Origin of the sequence: Raoultella sp. T31 (genome assembly GCF_002806725.1) — a bacterium.
GTDB classification, from domain to species: domain Bacteria; phylum Pseudomonadota; class Gammaproteobacteria; order Enterobacterales; family Enterobacteriaceae; genus Klebsiella; species Klebsiella electrica.
On the sequence record NZ_PIBO01000030.1, the window covers coordinates 1 to 13,082 of the forward strand.

11 protein-coding genes and 1 riboswitch are annotated in these 13,082 nt (G+C 54.5%); of the genes, 3 read left to right on the top strand and 8 right to left on the bottom strand.

What is annotated here, in order from left to right:
* Nucleotides 1-290: 290 nt before the first annotated feature.
* Both murI and btuB read right to left on the bottom strand, forming a co-directional pair.
* Entirely contained in the window at nucleotides 291-1,142 is an 852-nt protein-coding gene (murI, locus tag CWM52_RS18210) for a glutamate racemase (protein WP_100685395.1), read from the bottom strand.
* On the bottom strand, nucleotides 1,087-2,955 hold the full coding sequence (btuB, locus tag CWM52_RS18215; protein ID WP_100685396.1) for a TonB-dependent vitamin B12 receptor BtuB: 1,869 nt from the start codon (nucleotides 2,953-2,955) through the stop codon (nucleotides 1,087-1,089). The genes murI and btuB overlap by 56 nt, the downstream gene beginning before the upstream one ends.
* A gap of 65 nt (nucleotides 2,956-3,020) precedes the next feature.
* Nucleotides 3,021-3,202: riboswitch (cobalamin riboswitch) on the bottom strand.
* A gap of 115 nt (nucleotides 3,203-3,317) precedes the next feature.
* Between btuB and trmA the strand changes: the two genes are divergently transcribed.
* Entirely contained in the window at nucleotides 3,318-4,418 is a 1,101-nt protein-coding gene (trmA, locus tag CWM52_RS18220; RefSeq protein WP_100685397.1) for a tRNA (uridine(54)-C5)-methyltransferase TrmA, read from the top strand.
* Nucleotides 4,419-4,458: 40 nt separating this feature from the next.
* On the opposite strand, the gene CWM52_RS18225 is transcribed toward trmA, so the two are convergent.
* Together CWM52_RS18225 and fabR are read right to left on the bottom strand one after the other, a co-directional pair.
* Nucleotides 4,459-4,818, bottom strand: coding sequence for a YijD family membrane protein (locus tag CWM52_RS18225; RefSeq protein WP_100685398.1), 360 nt, complete (start codon nucleotides 4,816-4,818; stop codon nucleotides 4,459-4,461).
* Nucleotides 4,819-4,833: 15 nt separating this feature from the next.
* The gene (fabR, locus tag CWM52_RS18230) at nucleotides 4,834-5,469 is read right to left on the bottom strand and encodes an HTH-type transcriptional repressor FabR (protein ID WP_100685399.1); all 636 of its coding nucleotides are present in this window, start codon (nucleotides 5,467-5,469) and stop codon (nucleotides 4,834-4,836) included.
* Nucleotides 5,470-5,666: 197 nt separating this feature from the next.
* Here fabR and sthA point away from each other — a divergent pair, with 197 nt between their 5' ends.
* A complete protein-coding gene (gene sthA, locus CWM52_RS18235) occupies nucleotides 5,667-7,067 on the top strand; it encodes a Si-specific NAD(P)(+) transhydrogenase (RefSeq protein WP_100685400.1) in 1,401 nt (466 codons plus the stop codon).
* Here sthA and oxyR read toward each other — a convergent pair.
* The 4 genes from oxyR to argC all read right to left on the bottom strand — a co-directional run bounded on the left by oxyR (nucleotide 7,050) and on the right by argC (nucleotide 11,507).
* Complete coding sequence (oxyR, locus tag CWM52_RS18240) at nucleotides 7,050-7,967, bottom strand: DNA-binding transcriptional regulator OxyR (protein WP_004869452.1); 918 nt, start codon at nucleotides 7,965-7,967, stop codon at nucleotides 7,050-7,052. The genes sthA and oxyR overlap by 18 nt on opposite strands.
* Before the next feature lie 276 nt (nucleotides 7,968-8,243).
* Nucleotides 8,244-9,617, bottom strand: a complete 1,374-nt coding sequence (argH, locus tag CWM52_RS18245) for an argininosuccinate lyase (protein ID WP_100685401.1) — start codon at nucleotides 9,615-9,617, stop codon at nucleotides 8,244-8,246.
* Nucleotides 9,618-9,719: 102 nt separating this feature from the next.
* Nucleotides 9,720-10,496: an acetylglutamate kinase gene (gene argB / locus CWM52_RS18255; RefSeq protein ID WP_100685402.1), complete on the bottom strand. Its 777-nt coding sequence runs from the start codon at nucleotides 10,494-10,496 to the stop codon at nucleotides 9,720-9,722.
* Nucleotides 10,497-10,502: 6 nt separating this feature from the next.
* The gene (gene argC / locus CWM52_RS18260) at nucleotides 10,503-11,507 is read right to left on the bottom strand and encodes an N-acetyl-gamma-glutamyl-phosphate reductase (RefSeq protein WP_100685403.1); all 1,005 of its coding nucleotides are present in this window, start codon (nucleotides 11,505-11,507) and stop codon (nucleotides 10,503-10,505) included.
* A 178-nt stretch (nucleotides 11,508-11,685) separates the two neighbouring features.
* Here argC and argE point away from each other — a divergent pair, with 178 nt between their 5' ends.
* The gene (gene argE, locus CWM52_RS18265) at nucleotides 11,686-12,837 is read left to right on the top strand and encodes an acetylornithine deacetylase (RefSeq protein WP_100685404.1); all 1,152 of its coding nucleotides are present in this window, start codon (nucleotides 11,686-11,688) and stop codon (nucleotides 12,835-12,837) included.
* The last annotated feature ends 245 nt before the right edge of the window (nucleotides 12,838-13,082 follow it).

Consider the following 13,082-nt stretch of genomic DNA (forward strand, 5'->3'; position numbering starts at 1 on the left):
TCCATGTCACTTTGAGTGCCCACACAGATTGTCTGATAAATTGTTAAAGAGCAGTTGCGACGGCGCTTAGCGCTCTGTCGCGAGGTCCCGTATAATACGTTTTCCTCATTCAGAGTCAAGCATTTATTTTTGCTTTTCTCTGTCGGTGCTCATCGCTGAACCCCGCTAACCCGGCGGCCTGTAAGCCGTTGTTCCGTGTCAGTGGAGGCGCATTATAGGGAGTTCTGAGACGTTGACAAGCCCTGTTTAAAAAAAACTTTTCAACCGTCTCTTTTTTGTGCAAAACGCGATTAAAGCGGCAGTTTTTCCAGCGCCGCAAAGCCATAACGTCGTAAAACGGGCAAAAGTTGTTCAGTTTCGGCCGTCAACGCCATGCAATAAGCAATATTCGGGTCACTGGATTTCGCATCTGGTGCCTCATGTTCCAGCAACCAGACGGTACGACGTGCAATCGCAGCGCCTGAATCGATCATCCGTGTCCCTTCCGGCAGCACCTGTTGCAGTTCTTCCTGTAAGAGAGGGAAATGCGTGCAGCCCAGCACCACCGTATCCGGCGGCTCCGCCATTCGCAACCACGGGCGCAGAATACGCCGTAACTCTTCCAGCGGGACCGGTTCGCCGTGCAGCTTCGCTTCCGCCAGTTCAACGAGTTCAGCGGAACCCAGCATTTCTATCTTACATTCATTCGCAAAGCGGCTTATCAACTCGCGTGTGTAGGGACGTTTGACCGTTCCACGCGTCGCCAGCAGACCAACGACACCGTTCGCCGTCAAACGCGCCGCAGGTTTAATCGCCGGGACGACGCCCACAACAGGAAAGGCGAATTTTTCACGAAGGGCGGGAAGAGAGACCGTGCTGGCGGTGTTGCAGGCGATGACGGCCAGCGCCAGCGGATAACGTTGTTGAACGGCAGTGATAATTTCGAGCACGCGTTCAACGATAAATTCTTCACTCTTCTCCCCGTAAGGAAAAGCAACGTTATCGAAAGCGTAGATGTAATGCAGATTCGGCAGAAGCTGCCGAATCTCATGATAAACCGACAACCCACCGACGCCGGAGTCAAACACCAGCACGGTGGGACGTGGATCAGAAGGTGTAGCTGCCAGACAAGTAGTATTCTCGTCCTGCAGTTTGGTAGCCATAAGCTGTCTCGTAATCTTTATCGAACAGGTTGGCTATTTTACCACGAACTGTCAGGTGATCGGTGATCGGATACGCGGCAGAAACATCAACAGTGCTGTAGCTTGGCAAAATGCGCTGCGTATTGTTGTACTGAGACGTGTTGTTATCGTAGCGCTTGCCGTAATACTGCCACGATACATCCATATCGACGTTGAACATCGTCCAGTCCAGCTGGTACTTCGCCTGGCGTTTAGAACGTCTGGCCAGGACTTCACCATTGTCGTCATTACGCGGATCGACGTACTGCAACGTGACGCGGTGGCTGAAAATGCCGGTGTCGATATTACCGGTCCACTCAACACCTTTAATGGTTGCGGCATTGATATTGTCATACTCACCTTTAAAGGTGACAGGATCCGAGTAATAGGTAATCAGATTACTGATCTTGTAGTGATACGCAGACAGGCGCCAGTCCAGCGGACCGGTGAGACCATCAAGCCCGGCTTCCCATTGTTGGGACTCTTCAGGTTTGAGGTTCGGGTTTGAACCGATACCAAAGCGGGTCGAACCAAACTGCTGTCCCAGCGAAGGGGCGAGGAAGCCCGTGCCATAACCGAGGGTCACGCGATAGTTTTCCACGAACTCCCAACCAGCGGTAGTCTGCCAGGTCCCGTGCCAGCCAAACTGCTCGTCATGGTCTTCACGGCCGGACGCTTCAAGCGTAACATCGCCAAACTGCTGCTGACCGGTCAGATACAGACCGGTGTTATCACGCTTGTAGGTATCCGATATGGCCGTATCCGACGAGGTCAGCCGCTGCTGTTGCCAGTCGACGCCGGCGCTCACCGAACCGTGGCCAACAATAACGTTATTGCCCCACTGCAGATTACGCTGGGTCATCCGATCGAGCGTCGTACCGTCATTGTAACGGCCATAGATGCTGCTGTAGTTGTAGTCTTTGACCTTCTGATAGCTGGCAATTAGTTGTGAAGAGTAGATCCCGGAGTTGAATGTCAGGCCCGTGTCCCAGCTCTGGTTATAGAGCTGCTCTTCATCTGTGCTGTAGGCTGGACTGTATGGCGGACTCCCCAGATCGTAATCGCTATTATTGGTATAGCTGCGTCCGCGGAAGAAACCGTTCAGGTTATCGTTAAATTTATGCTCAAGACCGCCCCAGAACGCTTTGCTGCGGAAACCATCGCGATCCTGATCGTGAGACCATGTCGAATCAGGCTGAACGTTAAAGCCCTTATTGCCCTCATAGGAACCGGCGACCGTCGCCACCGTATCGCCGAAACGATGGCGTAGCGTACCGTCGTATTGTTGATAGCCTTCAGAACCAACGCCTGCAGTAACCTTCGATTCTTCTTTATCCGCATGGGTGATAACGTTAATTACGCCGCCCATCGCACCGGAACCGTAAATGGCTGAACGCGGACCGCGAATGTATTCCACACGCTGCACCAGCGAAAGCGGTATTTGGTTGAGGTCGGGGTTGTTAGTAATACCAGGACGCGGCATGGGTACGCCATCAATCAGCACCAGAACCTGTTTGGCTTCAGTACCGCGGATAAATAAAGAAGAGTTCTGTCCCATCCCCCCATTCTGGGCAATATCCACCCCCGGCAGCCGACGCATAACGTCATTTAAATCCTTCGCCTGCCAGCGATCGATATCTTCCCGGGTTACCACATCGGTCGGTGCAAGAACCGTATTCACCGGCTGTTGAAAACGATTTGCTGTCACCACTAACGTGTCTGAATTGCTGTCTTGCGCCCAGCCAGAAAATGCCGTGACGGAGAGAGCCGTCATCAGCGAAGCTTTTTTAATCATTGTAAAAGCATCCGTAACATATAAAGGATGCCGCTGGTTTCATCAGTAGCACGCGATGATAGAAACCAAATGCGACGTATTCCGGCAGGTCTTCGGGCTTGGGGCGTGTTATGGATGAGGACTTCCCACCAGATATCGGCAGTGTCTGCACAATGCGTTCATCCCACCTTCCTTACCGCTGCGCGTCAGCCCCAGATTTACACTGGGTTCCCTTTTAACTCACAGGACCGGTTACACAATGCTATAATTAGAAACATATAGATGTCCAGACTTCTATAATTATATTTGATCTCTTCTCCGGGCTGGACATCCCCTGCGCTTTCCCTACAATCCCCGCGTACTTATTTTATTCAGGATGCATCATGACCCCAGAACACCTTCCGACCGAACAATATGAAGCGCAGCTGGCAGAAAAAGTCGTCCGTCTGCAAAAAATGATGGTGCCTTTTGCCGCGCCGGTTCCGGAGGTGTTTCGTTCGCCGGTGAGTCATTATCGTATGCGTGCTGAATTCCGCTTGTGGCATGACGGTGACGACCTGTACCACATCATGTTCGACCAGCAGACCAAATCCCGGATTCGCGTCGATAGCTTCCCGGCGGCAAGCGAACTCATCAATCAACTGATGATCGAGATTCTTGACGGCGTGCGCGATAACCCGGTTCTGCGTCACAAACTGTTCCAGGTCGATTATCTGACGACCATGAGCAATCAGGCCGTGGTATCGCTGCTGTACCACAAAAAACTCGACGACGAGTGGCGTCAGCAGGCCGGGCTCCTGCGCGATGCGCTACGCGCGAAAAATCTCAACGTACATCTGATTGGCCGGGCCACCAAAACCAAAATCGAGCTCGATCAAGATTACATTGATGAGCGTCTGCCGGTTGCCGGCCGCGAAATGATCTATCGCCAGGTAGAAAACAGCTTCACTCAGCCGAACGCCGCCATGAATATTCAGATGCTGGAGTGGGCGCTGGATGCCACCAAAGAGGCGACGGGGGATTTACTGGAACTGTACTGCGGCAATGGTAACTTCTCGCTGGCCCTGGCGCGCAACTTCGATCGCGTCCTGGCCACGGAAATCGCTAAACCGTCGGTCGCGGCAGCGCAGTACAACATTGCGGCTAACCATATTGAAAACGTGCAGATTATCCGTATGGCGGCGGAAGAGTTTACGCAGGCCATGAACGGCGTACGGGAGTTTAACCGTCTGCAGGGTATTGACCTGAAAAGCTATCAGTGCGAGACGATTTTTGTCGATCCACCGCGCAGCGGGCTGGATAGTGAAACCGAGAAGATGGTGCAGGCGTACCCGCGTATTCTGTACATTTCCTGTAATCCGGAGACCCTGTGCCAGAATCTGGAAACCTTAAGCCAGACCCATGACGTCACGCGTCTGGCGCTGTTCGATCAGTTCCCGTACACCCATCATATGGAATGCGGCGTCCTGCTCACGAAAAAGTAAACGCAAAACCCGGCAACGCAATGTTGCCGGGTCACAAGGCTTACTCTGCCGCCGCATCCTTACGGTTACGAATCCGGTAGCCGATCCAGAACACGGTAATCACCGACAGCACGGCCGGGAAGAAATTAGAGCCGATGTCCGGATATTCCGCGCGTACCACGGTGCTATACAGCAGAACGCCGAGAATAAAGCAGGCAGCCGCCAGGCCAGGCAGCCCCACGGGCATACTGCGATTCTGATAGCGCTGATGCAGACAGTAAATGGTCAGCAGCAGAGACAGAACCGGGAAGATGGAAAAGGGAACAATCGAGCTGAACAGCGCGGCGAAGGTTCCATTAATGGATAAACCAGCGATCAGCGCCAGCAGCAGCGTACCTTTATCTTGAACTGAGTGTTTCATTGCTCGTCCTTCACGTTATTCGGAATGATGTGACATTTTTTCTTGTTCGCGGCGATACCAGTAATACGCGCCTTTCGCGATCATTCTGAGCTGCAGTACCAGTCGCTCTTCCAGCTGCCGGCGTTGTTCAGGACTGATGTCCAGCGCCTCAGCGCCCGCGCTGAAAACGATAGTGACCATAGCTTCAGCCTGCGCTTCGGTAAAGGCGCGCGGCATATGGTTTTCGATTTCTAAATAATCGGCAAGTTCCGCGATGAAATGTTGAATTTCACGCGCCACGGCGGCACGAAACGCCGCGGATGTGCCGGAACGTTCCCGCAACAACAGGCGAAAAGCGTTTGGGTTATTACCTATAAATTCCATGAATGTGGAGACAGAGGTGCGAATCACGCTGCCGCCTTTAGCGATACGCTGCCGCGCCTGGCGCATCAGCTGACGTAGCATGAGCCCGCTCTCGTCGACCATCGTCAGACCGAGTTCGTCAACATCGCGAAAATGGCGATAAAAGGACGTTGGTGCAATCCCCGCCTCGCGCGCAACTTCGCGCAAACTCAAGCTGGCGAAACTCCGCTCAGCGCTCAGCTGGCTGAATGCGGCTTCGACCAACGAACGTCGGGTTTTCTCTTTTTGTAGCGCTCTTACGCCCATCACGATGTCTGAATCCTTCCAATAGACCTGCTGGCACTATACCAGAGATTAAAACTAATCGGTCTAACCAGCTTTGTGAATGATTGTTTACGAGCCGTAATCTGCTTTTATGCCGCAAAAAAGCACAACGATAATTGGGTTAAAGTCCGGCGAATGTTATCATCGTGTTTATTTTATGTATAAAACAGGTGAGTAATGCCATGTCACACTCTTGGGATTATGATGCAATAGTGATTGGTTCCGGCCCTGGCGGTGAAGGTGCTGCGATGGGACTGGTTAAGCAAGGCGCGCGCGTCGCCGTTATTGAGCGCTATCATAACGTCGGCGGCGGCTGTACCCACTGGGGTACCATCCCGTCGAAAGCCCTCCGCCATGCCGTCAGTCGTATTATCGAGTTTAACCAAAACCCCCTCTACAGCGACCACTCCCGTCTTCTTCGTTCTTCCTTCGCCGACATTCTTAACCATGCCGACAGCGTCATTAACCAGCAAACCCATATGCGTCAGGGTTTCTATGAGCGCAACCACTGCGAAATATTGCAGGGCAACGCGCATTTTGTTGATGAACACACCCTCGCCCTGGAATGTCACGATGGTACCGTCGAAACGGTTACCGCAGAGAAATTCGTCATCGCCTGCGGCTCCCGTCCATATCATCCGGCTGATGTCGATTTTTCCCACCCGCGCCTTTACGACAGCGATTCTATCCTCAGCCTGCAGCACGAGCCCCGCCATGTCATTATCTACGGCGCCGGGGTGATTGGCTGCGAATACGCGTCCATCTTCCGCGGTATGGAAGTCAAAGTGGACCTGATTAACACTCGCGATCGTCTGCTGGCATTCCTCGATCAGGAGATGTCCGACTCCCTCTCCTATCACTTCTGGAACAGCGGCGTGGTTATTCGCCACAACGAAGAGTACGAGAAGATTGAAGGCCATGATGACGGCGTGATCATGCATTTGAAATCGGGTAAAAAACTGAAAGCAGATTGCCTGCTGTACGCCAACGGGCGTACCGGTAACACCGATTCTCTGGCGCTGGAAAATATTGGCCTGAAAACCGATAGCCGCGGCCAGCTCAAGGTCAACAGCATGTATCAGACCGCGCTACCGCATATCTATGCCGTAGGCGACGTCATCGGTTATCCAAGTCTGGCATCAGCCGCTTACGATCAGGGTCGCATCGCCGCGCAGGCGCTGATTAAAGGTGAGGCGTCCGCCCATCTGATTGAGGATATCCCGACCGGTATCTACACCATTCCGGAAATCAGCTCCGTCGGTAAAACGGAGCAGCAGCTGACCGCCATGAAAGTACCGTACGAAGTGGGTCGCGCGCAGTTTAAGCATCTGGCGCGTGCGCAAATCGTCGGCATGAGCGTGGGCACACTGAAGATCCTGTTCCATCGGGAAACGAAAGAGATCCTTGGGATTCATTGCTTTGGCGAGCGCGCGGCCGAGATTATTCATATCGGCCAGGCGATTATGGAGCAAAAAGGTGGTGGCAACACCATTGAGTACTTCGTCAACACCACCTTTAACTACCCAACCATGGCGGAAGCCTATCGGGTCGCCGCGTTAAATGGCTTAAACCGCCTGTTTTAACGCTTTGTCGAAATGGCCATCCATAGTGCTGCGGATGGCCTCCGCCAGATGCTCGTAGCGGCTGCGCAGCGGTGAACCGGGGCGATACACCAACCCGATGGTGCGTCTAGGCTCCGGCTTAATGCACGGGATATAGACCACGCCATCGCGTTTTCTCTCCTGCGGCACCGCTAACGCCGGCAGCAGCGTAATACCGCTGCCTGCGGCCACCATGTTGCGCAGCGTTTCGAGGCTGGTCGCGCGGAAATGCGTATCTTCATCCGCACCGGCCTCAAAACAGAACCCCATCGCCTGATCGCGCAGGCAGTGGCCATCTTCCAGCATCAGCAGCTTTTCCCCGGCCAAATCAGACATCGGCACGCGATCGCGATTTGCCCACGGGTGATCCTCGTAGATTGCCAGCATCATCGGCTCGTCAAACAGCGGTACCTCGATAAAGGCCTCGCTCTCTTTCACCAGCGCGAGGATCGCGCAGTCAAGCTTGCCGCTGTCCAGTTGGGCCAGCAGCTGATGCGTTTGCGCTTCATGCAGGTACATTTCCAGCTTTGGAAATGTCTGGTGCAGCATCGGTATGATTTGTGGTAACAGGTAAGGGCCAATAGTCGGAATCAGGCCTATATGCAGCGGCCCGGACATGGTCTCACCCTGTTGACTTGCCATTTCCTTGAGCACTTTGACTTCGCGTAACACGGTACGCGCCTGATCCACCAGCAACAGTCCGGCCTGGGTAAACAGCACCTTACGGCTGGTGCGCTCCAGCAACATGACCCCAAGTTCATCCTCCAGCTTGCGGATTTGTCCGCTAAGCGTGGGTTGGCTGACGTGGCAGGAGTCCGCCGCGCGCCGGAAGTGGCGGTGCTCGGCTAGCGCAACCAGGTATTCAAGATCGCGAATATTCATTATTCATCCTCCGTCGCCATGATAGTTCATGGCGATAGATAGCATAGCAACGAACGATTATCCCTATCAAGTTTTCTGTTCAATAATAAACCCAGAAACGAGGCGAAAGTCAGAAAATCACGACATTGCCTCAGCGCATTCCCTGACCAGACAACTAAAGCCAACGTGAACTTTTGCGGACCTTGTGTCCGCTTTTTTTTACATAAAAAAGCCCGGGCAGAGCCCGAGCCTGTTTTATCACTGATCCCGTGAGTCTTACCCGCGAAAAGTGAAGGTTTACGCCAGACGCTGTTTGGCGTCAGCAATCGCCTGGGCAACCTGCTTCGGCGAGACGCCGCCTTTTGCCAGGCGCTTATCGAGGCAAGACTGCAGCGACAGAATCGGATAGACATCGTCGGCAATCACACCGCTAAACTTCTGCAGGTCGGCCAGCGCCAGATCTTCCAGCGGTTTACCCTGGGCAATCGCCTCAACAACCGCTTCCCCGACGATATGGTGCGCTTCACGGAACGGGACGCCTTTCGCAACCAGATAATCCGCCAGTTCAGTCGCATTCGCGTAACCCTGCTGCGCCGCCTCTTCACAACGCGGACGCTTAACCTGAATGCCATCCAGCACCAGCGTCGCCATATGCAGGCAATCAAGCCAGGTATCGAGCGCGTCGAACAGCCCTTCTTTGTCTTCCTGCATATCTTTATTGTAGGCCAGCGGCAGGCCTTTCAGAGTCATCATCATCCCGGTCAGAGCCCCCTGAACGCGGCCGCATTTTCCGCGGATAAGTTCGAGCGCATCCGGGTTCTTTTTCTGCGGCATCAGCGAAGAACCGGAGGTGACGCGATCGGACAATTCAATAAAACCGGCTTCACCGGTATTAAAGAAAATCAGGTCTTCGGCGAAACGCGACAGGTGAACCATGCCAATCGAGGCATCGGAGAGCAGCTCCAGTACGTGGTCGCGATCAGAAACGCTGTCCAGGCTGTTGCGGGTCGCCGAGGCAAAACCCAGCCAGTCGGCCAACTGCTCACGATCGATATCATAAGCGGTACCCGCCAGCGCACCGCAGCCCAGAGGGCTGACGTCCAGGCGCTTGAGGGTATCCTGCAGACGGCTTTCATCGCGCGCCAGCATCTCAACGTAGGCCAGACACCAGTGGGCGAACGTCACCGGCTGCGCGCGCTGCAGATGGGTATAACCCGGCATCACGGCATCCTGGTTGTTCTGCGCCGTATCCACCAGCGCGCTTTGCAGCTGGCGATTTGCTAAGAGCAGCTCCGCGACGGTATCTTTACACCACAGCTTCAGATCGGTTGCCACCTGGTCGTTACGGCTACGCCCGGTATGCAATTTCTTACCCAGCTGGCCCACTTTGTCGATCAGTTTCCCTTCCACCCAGCTGTGAATATCTTCGGCATCGCTAGCAAGAATTTGCTGCGGATTCGCCCGCACCTCTTCCAGCAGCACGCTTAATGCCTCTTCCAGCTGCTGCTGCTCGGCGGCACTCAGAACGCCCACCGTCACCAGCGCTTTAGACCAGGCGACAGAGCCAACGATATCCTGCTCCGCCAGACGATAGTCGAAGCGCAAAGAGTCGTTGAACTGCTTGAACCGCTGATCTGCTGCCTGAGTAAAACGTCCGCCCCAAAGTGCCATAACCCTTTCCTTAAATTCGTTTAGTTCTGCCGGGCGATGCTTCGCTAACCCGACCTACAGTCTTGTAGACCCGGCAAACAATACGCCGCCGGGCATGAAATATTAAGCCAGAATACGCGTGCCGATCGGCGTGCCATTAAACAATGCCGGCAGCTGTTCCGCATGGCGCCAGGAGGCGATATCCACCGGGCGGCCCAGCGCCCGCGCCGCATCCAGCGCGGCATTCACCTTGACGATCATGCCGTCAGTGATAATGCCTTGTTCGATCAGCTGCTCCGCCTTCGCCGCGGTCATTTCCGCGATACGCTGGCCTTTGCCATCGAGAATACCGCTGACATCAGAAAGCAGAATCAGATCCGCGCCGAGCGTCGCCGCCAGCGCAGTGGCCGCCTGGTCAGCATTGACGTTCATCAGCTGTCCTGCATCGGTCACGCCGATTGAACTGACCACCGGCAGGTAGCCGCCCGCCAGCAGCGTGTTAATCAGCGCCGGCGATCCCGGCTGCGCCAGACCAACGTGGCCCAGCTCTTCATCAAGCTGAGTGACCTTTACGCTGTCGCCATCGCCAAGGAACAGGCCGACGGACGCAAGATGGTGTTTTTTCGCCCATGCCAGCAGCGTCTTATTCGCGGTTCCCGCCAGCGCGCCGGTAATAATGTCGATTTGATCCGCTGGCGTCACCCGCAGACCGTTTTTCTTGCTCACCGGCAGGTTGAGCTGCTTCATCAGTTCATCCACTACACAGCCGCCGCCGTGCACAATAACCAGCGGGCGATGATGCGTTTCACGGTAATTGACCAGCGCGGTAAACAGACGCTCCAGCGCTTCTTCGCTGTCGAGTAAAACGCCGCCGAGTTTGATAATTAATGGGTTCATCATCACACCTTAAATAAGAGACTGCGTTTCAGCAAAGCCGAAACGAATATTCGCGCACTGTACTGCCTGTGCCGCCGCGCCTTTCAGCAGGTTATCTTCCGCCGCCACCACGATAATATGCTGGTCCTGAACCGCAAAACCGATATCACAGAATGGCAGACCTACGACGTTTTTCAATGCGGGCACGCTTTTATCGTATAAACGGACCAATGGCTTATCGGCATACGCCTGCTGGAACACTCCGGCAACCTGCTCTTTGCTGACGCCAGGCTTCAGGCGGCAGGTAATGGTTTCCAGAATCCCACGTTTAAAGTTGCCAAGATGAGGCGTAAAAATCACCTCTGCGCCAAGATGGGTCGAGATTTCCGGGTGGTGGCGATGGTTGAACACGCCATACGGCTGCAGGCTGACTTCACAGAAGCTATTGCCGATGGCCGCCTTACGACCCGCACCGCTGACGCCGCTGGTCGCGTTGATCACCGGCCACTGGGTAAGATCCAGCAGGTCCGCATCGATCAACGGCTTCAGCGACAGCTGAGCCGCCGTCGGATAGCAGCCCGGTACGGCAACCAGATTCGCCTCTTTCAGTTTGTCGACGCTCCACTCCGCCAGGCCATACACCGCCTGCTCGAGCAGGGCCGGATGCTGATGCGTAAAGCCGTAATATTTTTCGTAGAACGCACCGTCGTTGACGCGGAAGGCGCCGGATAAGTCGAACACCACGCAGCCTGCGGCCAGAAACTGCGGCGCCAGGTCGTGGCTCACTTCATGGGCGGTCGCGAGGAAGACGACATCCACCCCGGCGCTAAATTCGCTGATATCTGACATCGGCTGCAGCGGTAAATCCACAATGCCTTTCAGCTGCGGATGCAAATCGGAAATTAATTTCCCTGCATCATTGCTTTGCGCGGAGACCGTCAAAGCGGTTATGGTCATATGAGGATGGCGATTTACATAGGTCACTAGCTCTGCGCCGGCATAACCGCTGGCACCCACAATCAGCGTCTTCAACATCGGGGCTCTTCACCTTCTTACGTCATATTTGCCCAGGAAGCATCTCTCTTCCTCACCCTGTTAAGCCGTAAGCACTTTCCCTACATTTTATGGGTTTTCTTACGCTCAACGATAATGTATTTTTATTCACAAATACTGCATGAATATTGATACTATCACGACCCGAGGTGTGTCAACAATGAAAAACAATTTACCGCCCTTTATCGAGATTTACCGCGCATTGATCGCCACACCTTCCATCAGCGCGACCGAAGAGGCGCTGGATCAAAGTAATGAGACTTTAATCAATTTACTCGCCGGCTGGTTCCGCGAAATTGGCTTCAATGTCGAAGTACAGCCGGTGCCGGATACGCGCAACAAATTTAATATGCTGGCCAGTACCGGCCACGGCGCTGGCGGCCTGCTCCTTGCCGGACATACCGATACCGTTCCCTTTGATGACGGCCGCTGGACCCGCGATCCTTTTACCCTCACCGAGCACGAAAACAAGCTGTACGGCCTCGGCACCGCCGACATGAAAGGCTTTTTTGCCTTTATTCTGGATGCCCTGCGCGATGTTGATGTCAGTAAGCTGAAAAAACCGCTCTACATCCTGGCGACCGCCGATGAAGAGACCAGCATGGCCGGCGCCCGTTACTTTGCCGAAACGACCCTGCTACGCCCGGATTGCGCCATCATCGGCGAACCGACCTCTCTGCAGCCGGTACGCGCGCACAAAGGCCATATGTCCAACGCCATTCGTATCCAGGGGCAGTCCGGCCACTCCAGCGATCCGGCGCGCGGCGTCAACGCCATTGAGCTGATGCACGATGCCATTGGTCGTATCATGCAGCTGCGCGACTCGCTCAAAGAGCGTTATCACTACGCTGCCTTCACCGTACCGTATCCGACGCTCAACCTCGGGGCTATCCATGGCGGCGACGCGTCAAACCGCATCTGCGCCTGCTGCGAGCTGCATATGGACATTCGCCCGCTTCCGGGTATGACGCTCAACGACCTCAACGGACTGCTGGATGAAGCGCTGGCGCCGGTTAGCGAGCGCTGGCCGGGCCGCCTGACCGTCTCCGAGCTGCATCCGCCGATTCCGGGTTATGAATGCCCGCCGGACCACCGGCTGGTTCAGGTCGTGGAAAAGCTACTCGGCGCACAAACTGAAGTCGTGAACTACTGCACCGAAGCCCCGTTTATCCAGACAATCTGCCCGACGCTGGTTTTAGGTCCTGGCTCCATTAATCAGGCCCACCAGCCGGATGAATATCTGGAAACCCGCTTTATCAAGCCGACCCGGGAGCTGATTACACAGGTTGTCTACCATTTCTGCTGGCACTGAAAGCCTGCGGATCCCGCCTCTTTTCCTGAGGCGGGACGGTGATTCTTCCCACATTTCCATAAGCAACACTTATCAGAAGACGTCTGAGTTAAATTTCGCAAATTGCCGCCATTTATTCGTTTGCTGAAGCGATTTCGCAACAATTGACGTGGGGGTTTTTACGTGGCTTTATAAAAGACGGCTGCTTATCCGCCGCTCAACGTTGCAGAGTGCCGGGTATAACAAAATAAAATGAGATGGGGTGT

Coding starts and splice junctions, on each gene's coding strand:
- murI (WP_100685395.1), bottom strand. CDS start 1,142: ATGGCTACCAAACTGCAGGACGAGAATACTACTTGTCTGGCAGCTACA.
- btuB (WP_100685396.1), bottom strand. CDS start 2,955: ATGATTAAAAAAGCTTCGCTGATGACGGCTCTCTCCGTCACGGCATTT.
- trmA (WP_100685397.1), top strand. CDS start 3,318: ATGACCCCAGAACACCTTCCGACCGAACAATATGAAGCGCAGCTGGCA.
- CWM52_RS18225 (WP_100685398.1), bottom strand. CDS start 4,818: ATGAAACACTCAGTTCAAGATAAAGGTACGCTGCTGCTGGCGCTGATC.
- sthA (WP_100685400.1), top strand. CDS start 5,667: ATGTCACACTCTTGGGATTATGATGCAATAGTGATTGGTTCCGGCCCT.
- oxyR (WP_004869452.1), bottom strand. CDS start 7,967: ATGAATATTCGCGATCTTGAATACCTGGTTGCGCTAGCCGAGCACCGC.
- argH (WP_100685401.1), bottom strand. CDS start 9,617: ATGGCACTTTGGGGCGGACGTTTTACTCAGGCAGCAGATCAGCGGTTC.
- argB (WP_100685402.1), bottom strand. CDS start 10,496: ATGATGAACCCATTAATTATCAAACTCGGCGGCGTTTTACTCGACAGC.
- argC (WP_100685403.1), bottom strand. CDS start 11,507: ATGTTGAAGACGCTGATTGTGGGTGCCAGCGGTTATGCCGGCGCAGAG.
- argE (WP_100685404.1), top strand. CDS start 11,686: ATGAAAAACAATTTACCGCCCTTTATCGAGATTTACCGCGCATTGATC.